Raw genomic sequence first — 20,756 nt, 5'->3', positions numbered from 1 at the left:
CAAGAGTCATATCAGAGTGCTGCGCGAATTTTTTCAGCATTTACTGAAAGAACTGCCGCGTCTTCCATCTGTCCGGTATGGGGCTTAAGCGCTACTCCTTCAAAGCGCGGGATTACATGAAAGTGCAAATGATAGACAGTCTGGCCGGATGCGGGTTCGTTGAACTGCATGACAGTTACACCATCGGCATTGAATGCCTTCTTTACGGCCTGCGCGATTTTCTGCACGACTTGAACCACGCTGGCGAGGGTTTCCGGCTTGGCATCAAGCAGATTGCGGGAGGGTGCCTTCGGTACAACTAACGTGTGGCCCGTGCCTTGTGGCATCACATCCATGAATGCCACAACATCGTCGGTTTCATAAACACGGGTGGATGGAATTTCACCACGTAGAATTTTGGCGAAGATATTGTTGTCGTCATAAATGGCAGACATGCGATTCTCTCCAATGCGAAATGTTTGACACGATCAGACCGTATCCATTCGCGTTAGGCAAGATGGATCGAGCGCATCCCGAAAGGTGTGAAGCGTCCTTCGCTTAAAATTCACGTTAAAACAAACGGTTAGAGCAGTGATCTCACTCAACTGGATCGAATCGTGTTTTGGAGTCAGACATTTCTGAACGGTGAGTGCTCTTCCAAGGCGATCTGAATTTGTTCGACCTCACGACGCTCATGATCGAGATAGTCACGAACGGCGTTTCGAAAGCCTTCATGGACGATATAATGCGCCGAATGGGTCGTGACCGGCGCATAGCCACGAGCGATTTTATGTTCGCCCTGTGCTCCGGCTTCTACGACGCTGAGCTTTCGATCAATCGCAAAATCAATTGCCTGATGATAGCAAACCTCGAAATGTAGATACGGATGATCTTCGATGCAGCCCCAGTGACGACCGAAAAGTGTATCGCCACCAATGAAGTTGATAGCACCAGCAATGTAATTTCCGTTGCGTTTGGCCATGACGAGCAAAATGTCTTCCGCCATGCTTTCACCGATTAGCGAATAGAACTGCCTATTCAGATAAGGTCGCCCCCATTTGCGGCGGCCCGTATCCATATAGAACGCAAAGAAGCTATCCCAGACGGTTTCTGTGAGGTCGCTCCCGGTCAGCCAGTCGATTTCGATGCCATCCGACAGCGCTTCACGGCGTTCTTTTTTCAACGCTTTTCGTTTCCGCGATACCAGTTCATTTAAAAAATCGTCATAGCTGTTAAAGCCATTGTTTTTAAAGTGAAACTGCTGATCTGTCCGATGAAGAAACTCTGCACGCTTCAGCGCGTCAATCTCATCCGGCAGTGCAAAGGTGACATGAGCGGACGAGACGCCGGATTGATCAGCTAGTTCCCGTAGCCCACCTGCCAGCGCCAATCGAACAGTGTGGCTTTCATAGGCGATGTGATTGAGGAGGCGCGGGCCGGTGGCCGGAGTGAAAGGCACCGCAGCCTGAAATTTGGGATAGTATCGCCCACCGGCGCGCTCGAAAGCATCAGCCCATCCGTGGTCGAAAACATATTCTCCCTGACTATGTCCCTTGAGATAGTTCGGTACGGCTCCGATGAGGCGGCCCTGATCATCTTCAAGACGCAAATGGCGTGAAAGCCAGCCTGTTTGCCGTGAAACCGAGCCGGATCCTTCCAGCGCCGACAGAAAGTTGCGGGTAATGAAGGGATTGTAATCCGCGTCCTGCCGGGATGCCCCGACAAGACTGTTCCATTCGTCCGCCGTGAATTCGCTGATGCTCTCAACGACACGGATAACGAAACTTTGCTCATTCTGCGGATCTTCGTCGTTCACCGCTATTCCTTTGCCGTTATCGCGCATATTTTGCGGGGTTCGGCGTATTGTCGTCAAGCTACGAGTGCGCGGGGATCAAAGCCTTCGAAGGTGATCTGATCGACATTGAGATCGCTATGCTTCTGCATTTCCCGATCCCGCACCGTCCAACTGATCACAGGCATTTGCAACTTCTCCCGAACGAAGGTGACGAACGGGTTGGGGAGATGATGCACGTTATAGGAGACGAATGAGACGCCATGCGCGAGCATGGAGAAATGTCTTTCGAAATCTTCCGTGCGTGTGCCTTCGGCGGTAAGACCACCAGGAATTCCCGGTGCATCTATCGAAAACCGGCGAATGAGATGGTGGTCGAAAGACATGATTGCGACTTCGCCCCTATAGGACATCAGTTCTTTCGCGACGGCGGCAACCAGACCATCATCTTTGCCTTCGATGCCCTTTAGTTCAATGACGAGGGGGACACGGCCGTCAACGAGATCAAGCATCTGGCGAAGCGTCGGCACCTGATCGGCGGTACCGCCGATCTTCAATGCAGTGGCTTCCTCCAGTGTTAAATCGCTGATGTAGCCTTCGCAACCGGCGAGGCGCTTCAGCTCATCATCGTGAAAGACGACGACACCGCCGTCCCGGGTGAGATGAACATCGCATTCGATCGCGAAGCCCGCTTTGGCTGCAGACTCGAACGCTGACAGTGTGTTTTCCCAGCGCTCTTTATTGAGATCGTGCAGTCCGCGATGGGCAACGGGACGCTTCTTGATCCAGTCGATGGAAGTCATGTTAGGCAACTTCGATAATTGCTTCTATTTCCACTGGCGCATTGAGCGGCAGGCTGGCAACGCCAACGGCCGAGCGGGCATGCTTGCCGACATCGCCCAGAACTGCAACTAGGAGATCTGAGGCGCCATTGGCCACAAGGTGCTGTTCCACAAAATCGGGTGTAGAGGCCACGAAAACAGTAATTTTCACAATGCTTTTGATGCGGCCAAGGTCACCAAGCGCAGCCTTTGCCTGGGCAAGGATGTTGACAGCGCAGGCGCGTGCTGCAGCTTGTCCGTGTGCAACCGCGAGTTCGTTACCGATCTGGCCGGTATGCACAAGCTTTCCGCCTTCTAGCGGAAGCTGGCCAGATGTAAGCAGTAAAGAACCGCTTTGTGCAAAAGGAACATAGTTGGCGGCGGGTGCTGCAGCTTCTGGAATGGATATACCCAGATTTTTAAGGCGGTCGTCGATTGTGTCAGTCATTACATTAATCCTTGCTTATAAAGGCACTCTGCGATCTGCATATAGGCAGAATCGGTGAAGCTTTTGGGAAGAGTGCGTTTTTTGCCTCGCTTCCGCCACGAGTTTTTTTATCATGCTCGTCAACTCATCGGGAGATTCATGTATGCGTTTTTTTAAGAGTGTGGTGGCGGCGAGCGGAGCGGCTGCTTGTGTATGGGCCGGATTCACCGGTATCGCTCATGCGGCCTCGACGGTAACGTTGGTTCCACATCGCGCAGTCTATGATCTGACACTGGATCGTGCCGATGAAAAATCAGGGATCAGCGGTTTGACTGGCCGAATGGTGTACGAGTTCAACGGATCGGCATGTGAAGGCTACACCACCAATTTCCGTTTCGTGACGCGGATCGATATGGAAGAACAGCCGCAGCGTGTGACCGACCAGCAGACGACAACTTTCGAAGGTGCAGACGGAAAGAGCTTCCGTTTCGTCAACAAGACCTTCGTGGACAAGGAACTGGTCAAGGAAGTCCGCGGTGACGCGAAGCTCGAGGGTGGCAAGACAGTCGTTGAATTAAGCAAGCCGAAGGAAAACAGGCTTGACCTCAAGGCAACGCAATTTCCGACCGGACATATGGAAGAACTGATCGGCAAGGCGGAGGCCGGGCAGAAATTCTACCAGACGTCGCTTTTCGATGCTTCCGAAGATGCTGACAGGGTGGTTGCTACCACCGTCGTCGTCGGCAAGGAGCAGTCTCTGCCGGACGACGAGACCAAGGTCATGGGCAAATTTTCCAAGGATCAGGTCTGGCCGGTGACGATCGCCTATTTCGATGACAAGGAAAAGCAGGACGGCTTGCCAATCTATCGCATCAATTTCAAGCTTTATCGCAATGGTATTACCCGCGACCTCACTATGGATTATGGAGATTTTTCCATGCGCGGAAAGCTTGTGAAGCTTGATGTCTATGATGCGGCAAAGCAGGCTGCGACGTGCAAATAAGCACACGGACTGGAGTGTTTGTTCGTCTGTTCGATGCTATATTGTGTAGACGACTTGCAATTTGCGGCGCGATCAGTTAACAGCGCGCCTATTCCACACACGGGATTGGGCTTTTGTCGGGAGAAATCCGGCAAAGACCTCCGGTGGCGAAAAATCGCCTCAGCCCGTGGAGGTTAAACCGGAAAAGGAAAATAAAGATGGCATTGCCTGATTTCAGCATGCGCCAGCTTCTGGAAGCTGGTGTTCACTTTGGCCACCAGACCCATCGCTGGAACCCGAAAATGGCACCATACATCTATGGTGACCGTAACAATATCCACATTCTCGATCTGTCTCAGACGGTTCCTCTGCTGCACAATGCGCTGAAGGTCGTTTCGGACACGGTCGCTCGCGGCGGTCGCGTTCTGTTCGTCGGTACGAAGCGTCAGGCATCGGACATCATCGCCGATGCTGCCAACCGTTCGGCACAGTATTACGTCAATGCACGCTGGCTCGGCGGCATGATGACCAACTGGAAGACGATCTCCAATTCGATCCAGCGTCTGCGCAAGCTCGACGAACTTCTGGCTGGCGAAGCTCAGGGCTTCACCAAGAAGGAACGTCTGAACCTCGAGCGCGAGCGTGAAAAGCTTGACCGTGCCCTCGGTGGTATCAAGGACATGGGTTCGGTTCCGGACCTGATGTTCATCATTGACACCAACAAGGAAGCGATTGCTATTCAGGAAGCCAAGCGTCTTGGTATTCCGGTTGTTGCAGTGATTGACTCGAACTGCGATCCAGACCAGATCGACTACCCGATTCCGGGCAATGACGACGCCGCACGCGCCATCTCTCTCTATTGTGATCTGATTGCTCGTGCTGCTCTCGACGGTATTGCTCGCCAGCAGGGCGCAATGGGCATCGACGTTGGTGCGCAGGTTGAAGCTCCGGTTGAGCCAGCCCTCGAAGCTCCGGCTGAAGGCGCTTAATCAGCGTATGATTTCATCCATCCGTCATATCTGTGATAGGGCGGGTGGATAATCTCGTTTCATCCCGGTGCGGGATTGTGATTCCTGAAGTGCAATGCTCAGTCCAATCGCGATCAAGAAACCAAGCGCCGGTTAAAAGTTGGCACACCCATCCGGTGTGCCTTCGCTTTCATGAAAGGCGACATCATGAGCATTTCCGCATCTCTCGTCAAAGAACTCCGCGACCTTACCGGCGCCGGAATGATGGACTGCAAGGCAGCACTTGCTGAAACCAATGGCGATATCGAAGCCGCCGTTGACTGGCTGCGCGCCAAGGGTATTGCAAAGGCCGACAAGAAGGCTGGCCGTACGGCTGCTGAAGGTCTGGTTGGCGTTGCAGCTTCAGGCAACAAGGCTGTTGTCGTTGAAGTCAACTCCGAAACCGATTTCGTTGCTCGCAACGACGCTTTCCAGGATCTGGTCCGCAAGATCGCCCAGGCTGCGCTGTCGACCGACGGTTCGACCGAAGCTGTTGCCAACGCCAACGTTGACGGTAAGACAGTTACCGAAACGGCGAAGGACGCCGTTGCCACCATCGGTGAAAACATTGGCTTCCGCCGTTCGGCTGCGCTGACCGTCCCACAGGGCGTTGTCGCGACCTACATCCACAACGGTGTTGCTGACGGCCTTGGCAAGCTCGGCGTTCTGGTTGCAATCGAAACTGCTGGCGATGCAGAAGCTGCAAACGCATTCGGCCGTCAGGTTGCCATGCACGTGGCCGCGATCAACCCGCTGGCTCTGACCGCCGAAGACGTTGACCCGGCTGCTGCCGAGCGCGAAAAGGCGATTTTTATCGAGCAGGCTCGTGAATCCGGTAAGCCGGACAACATCATCGAAAAGATGATCGAAGGCCGTATGCGCAAGTTCTACGAAGAAGTTGTTCTTCTTTCGCAGGCTTTCGTGATCAATCCCGATCTGACGGTAGCTGCTGCCCTCAAGGAAGCTGAAAAGACCATTGGCGCACCTGCCAAGATCATCGGCTTTGTCCGCGTTGCTCTCGGTGAAGGCATCGAGAAGGAAGAAACCGATTTTGCTGCTGAAGTAGCTGCTGCCGCCAAAGGCTAAACAGTTATCGCCTCAAAAGGCTTGTGATTATGAAGGGCATCGCGTGACAACGCGGTGCCCTTCGTGTATCGGAACCCCGACACAACCACTTGATCACAATCTGCGGAGAGCATCCAATGTCCGGCAAGCCCGCCTACAAACGCGTTCTTTTGAAAGCCTCGGGCGAGGCGTTGATGGGCAGTCAGGGCTTTGGCATTGATGTTTCAGTGGCAGACCGTATCGCAAGCGACATTAAGCAGGCACGGGCGCTTGGCGTCGAAGTTGGCGTTGTGATTGGCGGTGGCAATATTTTCCGCGGCGTTGCTGTAGCCTCCAAGGGCGGAGATCGTGTGACAGGCGATCATATGGGAATGTTGGCCACGGTCATCAATTCGCTTGCGTTGCGCACTTCCCTCCACAAAATCGGAGTTGATTCAGTCGTGCTTTCGGCCATAGCCATGCCTGAAATCTGTGAGAGCTTTTCACAGAGACAGGCTACGGCCTATATGGACGAGGGCAAGGTCGTGATCTTTGCAGGCGGGACCGGAAATCCATTCTTCACGACGGATTCGGCAGCAGCTCTTCGCGCTGCAGAAATTGAAGCGGATGCGCTGTTGAAGGGGACGCAGGTTGACGGAATCTATTCGGCCGACCCGAAGAAGGACCCGAACGCAACGCGTTTCGACAGTCTGACCCATAAAGAAGTTCTCGATCGCGGGCTTGCAGTTATGGATACAGCCGCTGTTGCCCTTGCGCGTGAGAACAACATTCCGATAATAGTCTATTCCATCCATGAAAACGGCGGCTTGGCCGAAATTCTGCAAGGCAAGGGACGCTGCACGATTGTGTCCGATAATTGATCGATCCTTGCTGCGTATCGAAGGAGAAAATGCATGAGTGATGCTTTTGACATCAACGACCTGAAACGCCGCATGGAAGGCGCTATCAACTCTCTGAAGCATGATCTTAACGGTTTGCGTACGGGCCGAGCTTCTGCAAGTTTGCTGGAGCCGATTGTGATCGAGGCTTATGGCTCAACAATGCCGATCAATCAGGTTGCCAATATCACAGTTCCCGAATCGCGCATGCTTTCGGTGTCTGTTTGGGACAAAAGCATGGTAGGCGCTGTGGAGCGCGCCATTCGCGATTCCGGTCTGGGTCTCAATCCCATCACCGATGGCACGACGCTGCGCATTCCGCTGCCTGAACTGAACGAACAACGCCGCAAGGAACTGGTAAAGATTGCCCACCAGTACGCTGAGCAAGGCCGTATTGCGGCCCGCCACGTTCGCCGCGACGGTATGGACACGCTGAAAAAGCTGGAGAAGGACAGTCTGATCAGTCAGGATGAAAGCCGTATCCTGTCAGAAAAAGTGCAGAAGCTGACCGACGAAACCATCGCAGAGATGGATAAGGTTGTGACAGTGAAAGAGGGGGAGATCATGCAGGTTTAGGCCTTGCATGGTTTTCATTGAGGGAGAGCTTCGCCATGTCCGATCCGTGCCACATCGCCATTATCATGGATGGCAATGGCCGTTGGGCGCAGGCGCGCAATTTGCCGCGTAGTGCCGGACATCGGGCAGGCGTCGAGGCTCTTCGCGAAATTGTTAGGGCAGCCGGGGACCGTGGCCTCGGTTACCTTACCTTGTTTGCTTTCTCTTCGGAGAACTGGTCGCGCCCGAGCGGTGAGGTCAATGACCTCCTGGGGCTGCTCAAGATATTCATCCGCCGCGATCTCGCGGAACTGCACCGCAATAATGTGCGAGTCAGCATTATCGGTGAACGTGACGAACTTGCAGCCGATATTCGGGCATTGCTGATCGAAGCCGAAACGCTCACTCACCGTAATACTGGCCTCAATCTCATTATAGCTTTCAACTATGGGGCTCGTGACGAGATCGTTCGTGCCGTGAGAAGTCTGGCGCGGGATGTCGCTGCCGGACGGCTTGATCCGGCTTCGATCTCCAGCGAGTTGATTGCGGCAAATCTGGACACTGCAGGGTTTCCTGATCCGGACCTTATCATCCGTACCAGCGGGGAAATGCGCCTGTCGAACTTTCTGCTGTGGCAAGCTGCGTATTCCGAGTTTCTATTCCTGCCCATTCATTGGCCGGATTTTCGCGCATCTGATCTTGATGCTGCCTATCAAGTTTTTCGTCAACGCGAGCGTCGGTTCGGCGGCGTTGAAGCGCGCGCCGGGCTGGAAGATCGTGAAGAAGAAATTGCATGCCCTTCGGCCAAGGGGGCGGCTGTCTAAGGTGGTTCCAGAGGGGTGGAACGACTGAAAATGCTCTAGTATGGCGCTAGCCAGTCCGTCGAAAGGTCTCAATGTCCAATCTGCAAACCCGCATCGTTACCGCCGTTGTCCTCGGTGCAGTCGCTTTGTGGCTGACCTGGGTCGGAGGTTTGGGTTTTACGCTGTTCTCGATTGCGATCGGATTGGCCATGTTCCACGAGTGGACGAATCTGACTGCACCAAAGCAGACATTGTTCTCGCGTGCGTTCGGCTGGGGATGGCTAGTGCTTACTTGCATTTTGCTCGTGTTGGACCGGAGCGCCTTGTTGACGATCAGTGTTCTGTTCGGGGGGGCATTCATTCTTTTGATCACACAATGGCGGACAGGGCGTGCCTGGCCAGCGGTGGGCCTCCTATATGCAGGATTTTCTGCTACTTCGCTTTCACTCCTGCGCGGCGACGAGCCATTCGGCTTTACCGCCATCGTTTTCCTTTTCGCCGTTGTCTGGTCCACCGATATTGCAGCCTATTTTAATGGTCGGGCGTTAGGCGGCCCGAAGCTTGCTCCTCGCTTTTCGCCTAATAAGACTTGGTCCGGCGCTATCGGTGGTGCCGCCGCTGCGGTGGCCGGTGGTATTCTGGTTGCATCTCTAGTGGCTGCACCCGGCAGTTGGCTCGTACCATTGCTCGCGTTGCTGCTGTCTATCGTTTCACAGATCGGCGACCTTGCAGAATCATGGGTGAAGCGCCAGTTCGGCGCAAAGGACTCAGGACGTCTTCTGCCGGGACATGGCGGTGTTCTTGATCGCGTCGACGGGCTTGTTGCGGCTGCCGCACTTTTGTACCTGTTTGGTGCAATTGTTGCAGAGCCAGACGTGCCGTCCGCGATATTCTTCAGTTTCTAAGGGCGCGACGGATGAATTTGTGGAATTCCTCGAAATTTATTCGGTTCTTCGGAAGGCCCTTTAGCATTGTGTAGGGAGTAGTGATTTGCAGGAGGCGTTGGCCTTTTTTCTGGGTGGCGAAAGCTTGCTTGTCGGCACCATCATTCCATTTCTCTTTGTTCTGACTGTCGTGGTTTTTGTCCATGAGATGGGGCACTATCTCGTTGCGCGCTGGTGCGGCATTGGCTCTCAGGCTTTTTCCATCGGGTTCGGACCCGAACTGGTCGGCTTCACGGACAAGCACGGAACACGATGGAAGATTTCCGCCATTCCGCTTGGTGGCTATGTCAAGTTCATCGGAGATGAAAGCGCCACGAGCTCTCCAGTCAATGTCGATAACGGAATTCTGAGCGCGGACGAGCAGCAAAGGGCATTTCATACCCAGCCTGTATGGAAACGCGCAGCTACCGTCTTTGCTGGCCCCGCTTTTAATATCATTCTGACAATCGTCATTTTCAGCGTCTTTTTCGCACTGTACGGGCGTCAGATTTCCGACCCTCTTATTGCTGGCGTCCAGCCTGGTAGTCCTGCAGCAGAAGCCGGTTTTGAGGCTGGAGATCGATTTATCAGTGTCGATGGGGAGAAGATCACAACTTTTTCAGACGTGCAGCGCATTGTGTCTGGCCGGGCAGGCGATAAGCTGAATTTCACTGTAGAGCGTGATGGCAAAATGGTGGATTTGCAGGCCGTTCCAGCGATTGTCGAGCGAACTGACCCACTTGGAAACAAAGTCAAGCTTGGCGCCATCGGCGTAGAAACCACAGAAGCTGTCGGTAATTTCCGTCGAATTGAGTATGGTCCCCTCGAATCAGTGGGGCAAGCTGTCATGGAAACAGGCTATATTATCAGCCGTACCGGTGAATTCTTTCAGCGTTTTGCGGTTGGACGCGAGGATAAATGTCAGCTTGGAGGACCGGTGAAAATTGCCAATATGGCAGGTAAGGCAGCAAGTCAGGGTTTTGATTGGCTCATTCAGTTGATGGCTATGTTGTCGGTTGGCATAGGGCTTTTGAACCTGTTTCCCTTGCCTCCACTGGATGGCGGCCATCTGGTTTTCTATGCAGTGGAAGCCATAAAGGGTAGTCCGGTGTCGACTGCGGCGCAGGAAATTTTCTATCGCGTAGGCTTTCTCCTTGTTATGGGATTCATGGGGTTCGTGCTTTTCAACGACCTGTTTGCCTGCTAGATGACTCTCCGGCTGGCACAGGTGGCGATCTTGGGGGATCGGTGCAGGCTGGAGAGTTCTAGCCAGCTAACCGCCATGATGCGTATCTTCTCTGGCCAGGGTCGGGGAAGATGTTAAACAGAAGTGAAAATTGGGAGTGACTGCTGGAAAAGCTAAGCGATTTGTTTACCATAACGCTTAAATCGCGTGGCGCGGATGCCACGCTGGTAGCTTAAGTAAACAGAATTTAACCGTGACGCTTGCTTGTATGGAAAAACCGGGTATGACGGTTGTATCTGTACGTGCTTTTCTGGGTTAATCGCCCCGGGGACAGAAAGAAACGAAGGTTCGGAAAGCCTATGACGGCAAGTTCTAAATTCTTTGGCGCCGCTTCTGCGCTCGCCATGTCAGTGGCTCTTGTAGCTTCGGGTGCCGCTGCACTCTCGCTAACTTCGGTAAATGTTGCTGAGGCTGCTGTCGTTAGCCGTATCGAGGTGCGTGGTAATGCACGCGTCGACGCGCAGTCCATCCGTGACAATATTGATATTCGTCCGGGCAAGGCCTTCACCAGCGCTGATATCGATGCTGCTGTGAAGCGTTTGTTCGCGATGGGTCTGTTCTCGGATGTTCGCATCAATCAGTCCGGCAGCACGCTTGTCGTGAATGTTTCTGAGCGTTCGGTCGTCAACAACGTCCTTTTCCAAGGCAACAAGAAGATCAAGGATCCAGATCTTGCTCGAGCGGTCCAGCTTAAGCCGCGTTCGCCTTATGATGCTGCGACGATGGAAGCGGACGTTGAGGCTATCAAGGGGGCCTATGCACATGTCGGGCGCAGCGATGCGACTGTAAATGCACGTACGGTCGATCTCGGTCAGGGGCGTGTGAACGTTGTCTATGAAATCAACGAAGGCTCGCGTACGAAGATCGCAAATGTCGATTTCGTTGGTAATCAGGCATTTAGTGCCCGCCGTTTGCGCGATGTGATCTCGACCAAGCGTTCGAATCCGCTTTCGTGGCTGACGCGCAATGACGTTTATGATGAAGGGCGTCTACAGGCTGACGAAGAAACGCTCCGTCGTTTCTATTACAATCGCGGCTATGCAGATTTCCGCGTCATTTCGTCGAACGCAGTTCTTGATCCCTCTACAAATGAGTACACGATCACCATCACGGTTGATGAGGGGCAGCGCTATACGTTCGGCAATGTAAGCGTCGAGAGCAATGTTGACGGTGTTGATGGGCAGGCTCTTGATCATTTGGTCAAGACCCGTTCAGGCAAGCCTTACAGCGCCAAGGAAGTCGAAGATTCGGTTCTTGCGGTTACCGAAAACGTTGCTGGCAGCGGTTATGCTTTCGCAAAGGTTGAGCCGCGCGGTGATCGTGACTTTGAGAACCACACGATCTCGGTCATTTATAGTGTTGATGAAGGTCCGCGCGCTTATATCCAGCGCATTGAAATTCGTGGCAATGACAAGACCCGCGACTTCGTGATTCGTCGCGAATTCGACATGAATGAGGGTGATGCCTTCAATCAGGTTATGGTGCAGCGTGCCAAGCGTCGTCTTGAGGCGCTAGATTTCTTCCAGACGGTCAATATTTCAACTGCACCGGGTTCTGAACCGGATCAGGTTATTCTGGTGGTTGATGTCGTCGAAAAATCGACAGGTGAATTCTCAATCGGCGGTGGGTATACGACAGGCGGTGAATCTCCAGGTGCGCAGGTTGAAGCTGCTATCACCGAGCGTAACTTCCTCGGGCGCGGCCAGTACATCCGTATTAGTGCGGGTGCAGGTCAGGATGATATGCGCAATTACGGCCTGTCATTTACCGAGCCATATTTCCTCGGATACCGGCTCTCGGCTGGTTTTGATGTATTCCGTCGTACGTACCGCGTGAATGACGATTACGATGTTGAGCAGACAGGCGGTACCATTCGTTTCGGTCTGCCGATTACGGACAATTTCTCAGCCGGAATCGCATATAATCTGGTTCAGGAAAAGTATGACCTGTTCCGCGCTGATGCGCAGGACTACTATGCTCCTGCATTGCTTGAAGCTGCTGAGCATAGCCCATGGCTCCGTTCGTCGGTCAGCTATTCGCTAACCTACAACTCCATTGACGACATGAAGAACCCGCATGACGGTCTTTATAGCAAGTTTACGCAGGAGTTCGCAGGTCTTGGCGGTGATGCCAAGTACATCAAGACTACGTTCAAGGGTAACTACTACAAGACGCTTTCTCAGGAAGCCGATATCGTCGGTATGTTGGGCATTGGCGGTGGTTATATCCACGAGTTCGGTGATGATGGCGTTCGTATCTTTGACTTGTTCAAGAACAATTCGGATATCATCCGCGGCTTCAAATTCAATGGTATCGGTCCTTATCAGGACGCCGCGAACGGCAAGCGCTACTGGATGGGGGGGACGACCTATATCAACGGTACTGCTGAAGTTCAGTTCCCGATGCCGCTCGTTCCTGAAAGCCTGGGTGTCCGTGGCGCATTGTTCGCTGATGCCGCGACGCTATATGGTAACGACTCCTCGCAGGGTGGTTCGCCAATTTATGGTGACGACAAGAAGCTTCGCGCTTCGGCAGGTGTTAGCTTGATGTGGGCTTCGCCGTTCGGTCCGTTGCGCTTCGACTATGCGTTCCCGATCGCGAAGGCTGATACCGACAAGGTTCAGAACTTCAACTTCGGTGTTTCGACCAAGTTCTAATAGGTTTGCCTTTTCCCGGGGTAACAACCCCGGGGAAGAAAGTGTTTTGATGGCAGATCCTGTTTTCTTTGCGCCTTCGCGTGAACTCACGATTGGCGATATAGCAGATTTTACCGGTGCAAAGCTTCGCGAATCGAAGCTTGCGCCGCGTTCTGTTGTGCGGCTTTCTTCTCTCAAGGATGCGACTGAAGGTTCCCTTGTTTTCGTTGAAGGCAAGAAGAACGCGGATGGTCTCTCCCTGATCAATGCTGCAGGTGTGCTGTGTACTGAAGCTGTGCTGGATAGCGTACCGTCGCATATAGCCGCGTTGGTTACACGAAATCCGCAACGAGACTTCGCGTCGGTCGGGCGCATGCTATTTCCCGCATCAGTCAGACCTGTCAGCTTGTTTGGAGAAACAGGTGTTTCTCCGGCAGCGATTATTCATCCGACTGCGCATATCGAAGATGGCGCGACTGTCGAGGCGGGCGCAGTTATCGGTAAGGAGGTAACCGTTGGTAGCGGTACACTGATCGCATCGACGGCGGTCATCGGGGAAGGCAGCCAGATTGGTCGCAACAGCTATATTGCACCGGGCGTGACCGTCCAGTGTGCCTTTATTGGCAACCAGGTTTCGCTTCATCCAGGTGTGCGAATTGGACAGGATGGTTTCGGCTATGTTCCAGGCCCTGCCGGTTTGGAGAAAGTTCCCCAGCTTGGGAGAGTTATCATACAGGACAATGTTGAGATTGGTGCCAATACGACGATTGATCGTGGTTCCTTGAGCGATACCATTATCGGTGAAGGTACAAAGATCGATAATCTTGTCCAGATCGCGCATAACGTGCGGATCGGTCGGTTTTGTATTGTTGCGGCCCATTGCGGTATCTCGGGTAGCTGTGTCATTGGCGACCAGACGATGCTGGGTGGACGTGTCGGACTTGCCGATCATTTGGTTATTGGCTCGCGCGTGCAGATCGCAGCGGCGAGCGGCGTTATGAATGACATACCCGATGGTGAGCGTTGGGGTGGCATTCCCGCGCGGCCTATCAAGCAGTGGTTCCGTGATATTGCAAACATCCGCAGCATCGGGCAATCGAGAAAGGAACAATCCTCTGATGAGTGATGCAAATCAGACCAAGCTGGAAGCAGCAGATATCCAGGACATTCTGGCCGTGCTGCCGCATCGCTATCCGTTTTTGCTGATCGACCGAATTGTCGACATTGACGGCGACGTCTCTGCAACCGGTATCAAGAACGTAACGTTCAACGAACCGCATTTTACGGGGCATTTTCCTGAAAAGCCTATCATGCCAGGCGTATTGATTGTTGAAGCCATGGCACAGACAGCAGGTGCCATTTCTTTGCTGCAGCGTAAGACCGGACGTCCAGGTGTTGTTTATTTCATGACTATCGATAATGCAAAATTCCGTCGTCCGGTCGTACCGGGAGATAGACTTTTGCTTCACGTAAAGAAGATCAAGCAACGAGCAAATATTTCTAAATACGAATGCATCGCCGAAGTTGACGGTGTAAAGGTTGCGGAGGCTGAAGTCGCTGCCATGATCAGCACAGCTGAAGAAAGCCAGTGAGCATATCAATGAAAGAAACATTTATTCATCCTACTGCGCTCATAGAGCCGGGTGTGGAATTGGGGCAAGGAGTGTCTGTCGGCCCTTTCTGCCACATTCAGTCTGGCGCCATCATCGGCGACAATTCGGAACTGATGAGCCATGTTGTGGTGACCGGCGCGACGACGCTCGGCGCGGGCGCAAAGGTTTATCCGCATGCTGTTCTGGGTTGCGATCCACAGAATGGCAAGCATAAGGGGGGGGCTACCAAGCTCAACATTGGCGCAAATTGCCTGGTCCGCGAAGGCGTGACTATGCACAAAGGGTCTGACAGTGCGCGAGGCTACACGTCGGTTGGCGATGATTGTTCATTTCTGGCTTACGCGCATGTGGCGCATGACTGTGACATTGGCGATCACGTTACATTTTCAAACAATGTGATGATCGGTGGTCATACGACGATCGGGCATCATGCAATTCTGGGCGGCGGCGCTGCTATCCATCAGTTTGTTCGCATCGGGCATCACGCTTTCGTCGGCGGTATGGCTGCCATTGTGAGCGACCTGATTCCCTATGGCATGGCGATTGGGGTGCACGCTCATCTCGGTGGATTGAACATCGTTGGCATGAAGCGTTCTGGTATGGAACGCAAGGAGATTCATAATCTTCGTCATGCTGTCCGAATGCTGTTTGACCGTACAAAGCCAATTCGGGACCGAGCTAAAGATGTTCTGATTGCGATACCGGATTCTCCGGCTGTCATTGACATGATCGATTTTATCAATGTCGACACCAAGCGCGCCTACTGCACACCGCCGCTCGATGCGGTGCACGGCGGAGCCGGGCATGACGGCGACGAAAATTGAGGAACAAATGCGTCTCGCAAATGATGCGGGACGCATTGCTATTATAGCCGGCAATGGCTTGTTGCCGATCAATGTGGCCGCTGCGCTAGAGGCTGCGGGAAAAAATCCATTCCTCGTGCCGCTGCGAGGGGAAGCCGATCCGGCACTCTACAAGTTTGAGCATCAGGAAATTTCTATCGTAGAGTTTGCAAAACTCGTGCGGTCGATGAAGGCTGCCGGTGTGGAGCGAATTGTGCTTGCTGGAGGAGTGACCAGCAGACCTCAGGTCAGTGACCTAAAGTTTGACTGGCCTACATTGCGTGCAGTTCCTTATGTGTTGCGTGCGTTGGGGAAGGGCGACGATGCGTTGTTGCGTGCATTTATAGGATTGCTGGAATCTCTGGGGTTCAAAGTTGTAGGTGCTCACGAAGTCGTCCCGGATCTCCTTTCCCCTTCACCAGCACAAGTGCTTACCCGCACTGCACCGGATACCAGGGAACGCCGTAATATTGAACTCGCGATGGAGGCAGCGCTTCGTTTGGGAGACCTCGATGTCGGGCAAGGTGCCGTTGCAGTTGGCGGACGTGTTGTGGCGCTTGAAGGGGCTGAAGGCACTGATCAGATGATTGAGCGTGTCGGCGCGTTGCGTGCGGCTGGCCGCATACCGCGTCACGGTGGTGTTCTTGTGAAAATGGCGAAGCCACAACAAGACGAAAGAGCAGACCTCCCAACTATCGGAGTTTCGACCGTTGATACCGCTTCAAAGGCGGGATTATCGGGAATAGCGGTTGAGGCTGGCAGGACATTCATTCTAGGCTTCGGTGAAGCCGTTGCGAGAGCCAATGAAAGAGGCTTGTTCATAGAAACCGTCAGTCGCGCCCGAAAGGACATCAAGAAGTGAGCACCAACAGTCGGCCATTGAAAATAGCGATCGTGGCTGGCGAAGAATCCGGTGATCTTCTTGGTGCCGATCTGATTGATGCTCTGCGAAGCCAGACTGACCGACTGGTTGATATCGTCGGCGTTGGCGGTGATCATCTTACGGCTCGGGGAATGAAGCCCTTCTTTGATCCACACGAGATTGCGCTTATGGGGCTTGGCGCAATTTTGAAGAACTTGCCGGGTCTGATGCGACGTATAGGCCAGACTGCGCGGCGCATTGTTGCAGAGAAGCCAGATTGCGTTCTCCTCATCGACAGCCCCGAGTTTACCCATCGTGTTGCCCAGAAGATCAGGGCGGCGAATCCTTTAATTCCCATTGTGAAATATATAGCGCCGAGCGTTTGGGCATGGCGGCCGCAACGCGCCAGGGCGATGAAGTCTTATTTCGACCATGTGCTGACTATTCTTCCATTTGAAGTCGAGGTCATGCAGCGGTTAAGCGGACCAAGCTCCACTTATGTCGGGCATCGTCTCTCCAGTTATGGGCCGATTTTGCAGGCGCGCGCTCAGCAAAAAGCTCTCGAAGCGCAACGAACGGAGGAAACGCGGAAAACACTGCTTGTTTTACCGGGTTCACGTCGTACTGAAATCCAGCTCCTTATGGAACCATTTGGACAGGCCGTCGGCGAGCTCGCGACGCGCGTGGAAAAGCTTGACGTTGTCCTGCCGACATTGCCACGCATTGAGGAAATGGTGCGAGATCTTTCAAAGAACTGGGTAGTCAAGCCGCTCATTGTCTTGGGCGATGAGGAAAAGTGGAAAGCATTTTCTAAAGCCGATGCGGCGCTTGCGGCCTCCGGTACTGTGTCGCTGGAGCTGGCTCTATCGCGCATCCCAAGCGTACTTTCCTATAAAGCGGACTGGTTTGCGCGTAAGTTTTTGATGCCGAAGATTACGATCTGGAGCGCAGCTCTGCCAAATATCATAGCCGATGAACCGGTCGTGCCAGAGTATTTCAATGAGTTTGTCCGCTCAGGGATGCTTGCTCGCAACCTTGAACGGCTGATGCGGCCCGGATCGGCTCGTCAGGCGCAATTGGATGGGTTTGACAGAGTCGCGTCGATCATGGCGACAGAAAAACCTTCCGGCGAGATCGGTGCGCGGGTCATTTTGGAACTTGTTGGCGAGACCAGAAACTGATTTCGCTGCGAAGTACCTCGCATTTATGCTTGAACTACTCTGGAAATAAAAAACCCGGTTGTCAGAGCAACCGGGTTTTTTTCTCTAGCGATTGATAATTACTTACGCTTTGCGAGCGGCACGTAATCGCGTTCGGCAGCACCGGTATAGAGCTGGCGGGGACGGCCGATTTTCTGCTGCGGATCTTCGATCATTTCCTTCCACTGTGCGACCCAGCCAACGGTGCGGGCGAGAGCAAAGAGAACCGTAAACATTTCGGTCGGGAATCCGAGAGCCTTAAGCGTGATGCCGGAGTAGAAGTCGATATTCGGATAAAGCTTCTTCTCAATGAAGTATTCGTCCGTCAGGGCGATCTTTTCCAGTTCCATCGCAACGTCGAGCAACGGATCGTCCTTGATGCCGAGTTCGCCCAGAACTTCATGGCAGGTCTTCTGCATGATCTTGGCGCGCGGATCGTAGTTCTTGTAGACGCGGTGACCGAAGCCCATCAGACGGAATGGATCGTTCTTGTCCTTTGCACGGGCGATGAATTCCGGAATGCGGTCTACCGAACCGATTTCAGCCAGCATGTTAAGGGCGGCTTCGTTTGCGCCGCCATGAGCAGGCCCCCAGAGACAGGCGACGCCGGCAGCGATGCACGCAAAAGGATTGGCGCCAGATGAGCCGGCAAGACGGACGGTCGAGGTCGAGGCGTTCTGCTCGTGGTCAGCGTGGAGGATGAAAATGCGGTCCATCGCGCGGGCCAGAACCGGATTGACCTTGTAATCCTCGCATGGAACGCCAAAGCACATATGCAGGAAGTTCGATGCGAAGTCGAGGTCGTTCTTCGGATACATGAACGGCTGGCCGATGTGGTACTTGTAGGCCATGGCAGCAAGTGTCGGAACCTTGGCGATCAGACGGATCGACGCGACCATACGCTGATGCGGATCGGTAATGTCGGTCGAGTCATGATAGAAAGCCGACATCGCACCAACGCAACCGACCATCACAGCCATTGGATGCGCGTCACGACGAAAGCCCGTAAAGAACTTCGTCATCTGTTCGTGAATCATCGTGTGGCGCGTTACACGATAGTCGAAGTCCGACTTCTGGGTCGCAGTCGGCAATTCGCCGTAGAGAAGCAGATAGCATGTTTCCAGGAAATCACCGTGCTCGGCGAGCTGATCAATCGGATAACCGCGATAGAGCAGGGTGCCTTCATCGCCATCAATGTAAGTGATCTTGGATTCGCACGATGCCGTGGACGTAAAGCCCGGATCGTAGGTGAACATCTGGGAATTTTTGTAGAGTGGACCGATATCAACGACGTCTGGTCCGACAGTGCCTTGTCGCACAGGCAGGTCGAATGTTTTGCCTTCTAGTGTAAAGCTGGCTGTCCTATCTGACATCGTGTTTCCTTTCATGTCCACTTTGCCGCCCGCACGACGGCAGAATTGTAATCGTCGTTATAATTTGTCTTTTATCTTTTGGCTTGGTCCCCGGCTGCGGGGACCATCGGCGTTTCACGCATTATCCTAACGATTTTGCCCGTCAAACTATCCCAAACGGTTCGTGATGCAATGCGTAATTTGAACTATTTAGGCCGGTTTTGTCACGTCAGCGTGAATGTTCCCACCTTAACCGATTTGATCGCGGATACGTCCAAGTGACTCTTCGCGTCCAAGGACAAAAAGCACGTCGAACACACCCGGTGAGGTGGCGCGACCGGTCAGTGCCGCACGAAGAGGTTGTGCAATCTTGCCCAGTTTCAGTCCGGTTTTCTCCGCGTGAGTCCTTACAACGGCGTCAAGAGATTCAACAGTCCATTCGCCTGCTGCCTCGAGATCCGGAAGTACGGATTTGAGGACGGTACGACCTTCATCATTCAGAAGCGAGGCTGCCTTTTCATCAAGGTAAAGCGGACGGGCGGCGAAGATAAATCTCGATCCGTCGGCCAATTCCACCAAGGTTTTTGCACGATCCTTCAGGCCAGGCATAGCGGCAAGCAATTGTGCGCTTCGCTTGTCGTCCAAAGCAGCGGCAATTTCATTGCCACCTTCGATTTCCGGCAGAACTGCGATAAGCGCATCATAGAGGGTCTTGTCGTCGCTGGCGCGCATATAGACACCATTGATTGCCTCAAGCTTCTGGAAATCGAAGCGAGCAGCGCCTTTGTTGATATCCGTTACGTCGAACCATTCAATCATCTGCTCGGTCGACATGATCTCATCATCACCGTGGCTCCAGCCTAGGCGCACGAGGTAGTTGCGCAGGGCGGCAGGCAAGTAGCCCATCGCACGGTATGCGTCTACACCCAGAGCGCCATGACGCTTCGAGAGTTTTGCACCGTCTGCCCCGTGAATGAGGGGGATATGCGACATTTGTGGCACGTCCCAGCCCATTGCATCGTAGATGATAGTTTGCCGCGCAGCATTTGTCAGATGATCGTCGCCGCGAATGATATGCGTCACACCCATGTCGTGATCATCGACAACGACTGCATGCATGTAAGTCGGCGTGCCATCGGAACGCAGGATGATGAAATCGTCCAGATCCTTGTTCGGGAAACGCACGTCGCCCTGAACTGCATCCTGCACGACGGTTTCACCTTCTTGGGGTGCCTTGATCCGAATGACGGGCTTCACGCCTACAGGCGCTTCAGACGGGTCACGATCTCGCCAGCGACCGTCATAGCGTGGCGGGCGGCCTTCGGCACGTGCTTTCTCGCGCATTTCTTCCAGCTCTTCCGGCGTTGCGTAGCAATAATACGCCTTGCCGAGAGCAACGAGTTCTTCCGCCACTTCGCGATGGCGAGGCGCACGCTCGAACTGCGAGATGGCATCGCCATCCCAGTCCAGTCCCAACCAGGTCAGGCCATCAAGAATGGCAGCCGTCGCGGCGTCTGTCGAACGTTCCCGGTCGGTATCCTCGATGCGCAGTAGCATCTTGCCGCCAGTATGCTTGGCATAGAGCCAATTGAACAAGGCGGTGCGCGCACCACCAATGTGCAGATACCCCGTGGGCGAGGGGGCAAAACGGGTAACGACCGGTTTCGACATGATAGCTCCACTATATCGTGCGCCTTGTTAGAGCAGCGGCAGATGCCGGAGACACAGGCGCGAACTTGAATTCCGATGCCGGCGCGAGATTGTCCGACAGGTA

Annotated in this window: 20 protein-coding genes; 14 read left to right on the top strand and 6 right to left on the bottom strand. The window is 53.7% G+C overall.

What is annotated here, in order from left to right; translation table 11 throughout:
• Positions 1-11: 11 nt before the first annotated feature.
• The 4 genes from FJQ48_RS16505 to FJQ48_RS16490 form a co-directional block, all read right to left on the bottom strand.
• Positions 12-434 carry an HIT family protein gene (locus FJQ48_RS16505; protein WP_139976033.1) on the bottom strand — a complete coding sequence of 141 codons (423 nt, stop codon included), beginning with the start codon at positions 432-434 and terminating at the stop codon, positions 12-14.
• Positions 435-607: 173 nt separating this feature from the next.
• The gene (locus FJQ48_RS16500; RefSeq protein ID WP_139976032.1) at positions 608-1,795 is read right to left on the bottom strand and encodes a GNAT family N-acetyltransferase; all 1,188 of its coding nucleotides are present in this window, start codon (positions 1,793-1,795) and stop codon (positions 608-610) included.
• A gap of 53 nt (positions 1,796-1,848) precedes the next feature.
• Entirely contained in the window at positions 1,849-2,574 is a 726-nt protein-coding gene (locus FJQ48_RS16495) for a glycerophosphodiester phosphodiesterase (protein ID WP_139976031.1), read from the bottom strand.
• Position 2,575: 1 nt separating this feature from the next.
• Positions 2,576-3,040 (bottom strand): RidA family protein, encoded by a 465-nt coding sequence (locus tag FJQ48_RS16490; protein ID WP_139976030.1) that lies wholly within the window; start codon positions 3,038-3,040, stop codon positions 2,576-2,578.
• Between the two features lie 142 nt (positions 3,041-3,182).
• On the opposite strand from FJQ48_RS16490, the gene eipB reads away from it, so the two are divergent.
• The 14 genes from eipB to lpxB all read left to right on the top strand — a co-directional run bounded on the left by eipB (position 3,183) and on the right by lpxB (position 17,612).
• Entirely contained in the window at positions 3,183-4,022 is an 840-nt protein-coding gene (gene eipB / locus FJQ48_RS16485) for a cell envelope integrity protein EipB (RefSeq protein ID WP_139976029.1), read from the top strand.
• Between the two features lie 197 nt (positions 4,023-4,219).
• The gene (gene rpsB / locus FJQ48_RS16480) at positions 4,220-4,990 is read left to right on the top strand and encodes a 30S ribosomal protein S2 (protein WP_139976028.1); all 771 of its coding nucleotides are present in this window, start codon (positions 4,220-4,222) and stop codon (positions 4,988-4,990) included.
• A 186-nt stretch (positions 4,991-5,176) separates the two neighbouring features.
• Positions 5,177-6,094 carry a translation elongation factor Ts gene (gene tsf / locus FJQ48_RS16475; protein ID WP_139976027.1) on the top strand — a complete coding sequence of 306 codons (918 nt, stop codon included), beginning with the start codon at positions 5,177-5,179 and terminating at the stop codon, positions 6,092-6,094.
• A gap of 116 nt (positions 6,095-6,210) precedes the next feature.
• Entirely contained in the window at positions 6,211-6,933 is a 723-nt protein-coding gene (gene pyrH, locus FJQ48_RS16470; protein WP_139976026.1) for a UMP kinase, read from the top strand.
• 33 nt (positions 6,934-6,966) lie between these two features.
• Complete coding sequence (frr, locus tag FJQ48_RS16465; RefSeq protein WP_139976025.1) at positions 6,967-7,527, top strand: ribosome recycling factor; 561 nt, start codon at positions 6,967-6,969, stop codon at positions 7,525-7,527.
• 35 nt (positions 7,528-7,562) lie between these two features.
• On the top strand, positions 7,563-8,330 hold the full coding sequence (locus FJQ48_RS16460) for an isoprenyl transferase (protein ID WP_139976024.1): 768 nt from the start codon (positions 7,563-7,565) through the stop codon (positions 8,328-8,330).
• Positions 8,331-8,401: 71 nt separating this feature from the next.
• Positions 8,402-9,214 (top strand): phosphatidate cytidylyltransferase, encoded by an 813-nt coding sequence (locus tag FJQ48_RS16455; protein ID WP_139976023.1) that lies wholly within the window; start codon positions 8,402-8,404, stop codon positions 9,212-9,214.
• Positions 9,215-9,299: 85 nt separating this feature from the next.
• Positions 9,300-10,439 (top strand): RIP metalloprotease RseP, encoded by a 1,140-nt coding sequence (gene rseP / locus FJQ48_RS16450; protein WP_139976022.1) that lies wholly within the window; start codon positions 9,300-9,302, stop codon positions 10,437-10,439.
• A gap of 338 nt (positions 10,440-10,777) precedes the next feature.
• A complete protein-coding gene (bamA, locus tag FJQ48_RS16445; protein ID WP_139976021.1) occupies positions 10,778-13,135 on the top strand; it encodes an outer membrane protein assembly factor BamA in 2,358 nt (785 codons plus the stop codon).
• Positions 13,136-13,184: 49 nt separating this feature from the next.
• Positions 13,185-14,240 carry a UDP-3-O-(3-hydroxymyristoyl)glucosamine N-acyltransferase gene (gene lpxD, locus FJQ48_RS16440; protein ID WP_139976020.1) on the top strand — a complete coding sequence of 352 codons (1,056 nt, stop codon included), beginning with the start codon at positions 13,185-13,187 and terminating at the stop codon, positions 14,238-14,240.
• Positions 14,233-14,706, top strand: a complete 474-nt coding sequence (gene fabZ, locus FJQ48_RS16435) for a 3-hydroxyacyl-ACP dehydratase FabZ (RefSeq protein WP_139976019.1) — start codon at positions 14,233-14,235, stop codon at positions 14,704-14,706. The genes lpxD and fabZ overlap by 8 nt, the downstream gene beginning before the upstream one ends.
• Before the next feature lie 8 nt (positions 14,707-14,714).
• Positions 14,715-15,551 carry an acyl-ACP--UDP-N-acetylglucosamine O-acyltransferase gene (gene lpxA, locus FJQ48_RS16430; protein ID WP_139976018.1) on the top strand — a complete coding sequence of 279 codons (837 nt, stop codon included), beginning with the start codon at positions 14,715-14,717 and terminating at the stop codon, positions 15,549-15,551.
• Positions 15,532-16,431, top strand: coding sequence for an LpxI family protein (locus FJQ48_RS16425; RefSeq protein ID WP_139976017.1), 900 nt, complete (start codon positions 15,532-15,534; stop codon positions 16,429-16,431). The genes lpxA and FJQ48_RS16425 overlap by 20 nt, the downstream gene beginning before the upstream one ends.
• A complete protein-coding gene (lpxB, locus tag FJQ48_RS16420) occupies positions 16,428-17,612 on the top strand; it encodes a lipid-A-disaccharide synthase (protein WP_139976016.1) in 1,185 nt (394 codons plus the stop codon). The genes FJQ48_RS16425 and lpxB overlap by 4 nt, the downstream gene beginning before the upstream one ends.
• A gap of 98 nt (positions 17,613-17,710) precedes the next feature.
• On the opposite strand, the gene gltA is transcribed toward lpxB, so the two are convergent.
• Positions 17,711-19,003, bottom strand: coding sequence for a citrate synthase (gene gltA, locus FJQ48_RS16415; protein ID WP_061346486.1), 1,293 nt, complete (start codon positions 19,001-19,003; stop codon positions 17,711-17,713).
• Between the two features lie 228 nt (positions 19,004-19,231).
• On the bottom strand, positions 19,232-20,653 hold the full coding sequence (gene gltX / locus FJQ48_RS16410) for a glutamate--tRNA ligase (protein WP_139976015.1): 1,422 nt from the start codon (positions 20,651-20,653) through the stop codon (positions 19,232-19,234).
• Positions 20,654-20,756 lie beyond the last annotated feature (103 nt).

Origin of the sequence: Ochrobactrum sp. CGA5 (assembly GCF_006345815.1) — a bacterium.
In the GTDB taxonomy this organism is placed as follows: Bacteria; Pseudomonadota; Alphaproteobacteria; order Rhizobiales; family Rhizobiaceae; genus Brucella.
This window is presented reverse-complemented; position numbering and strand designations above follow the sequence as displayed.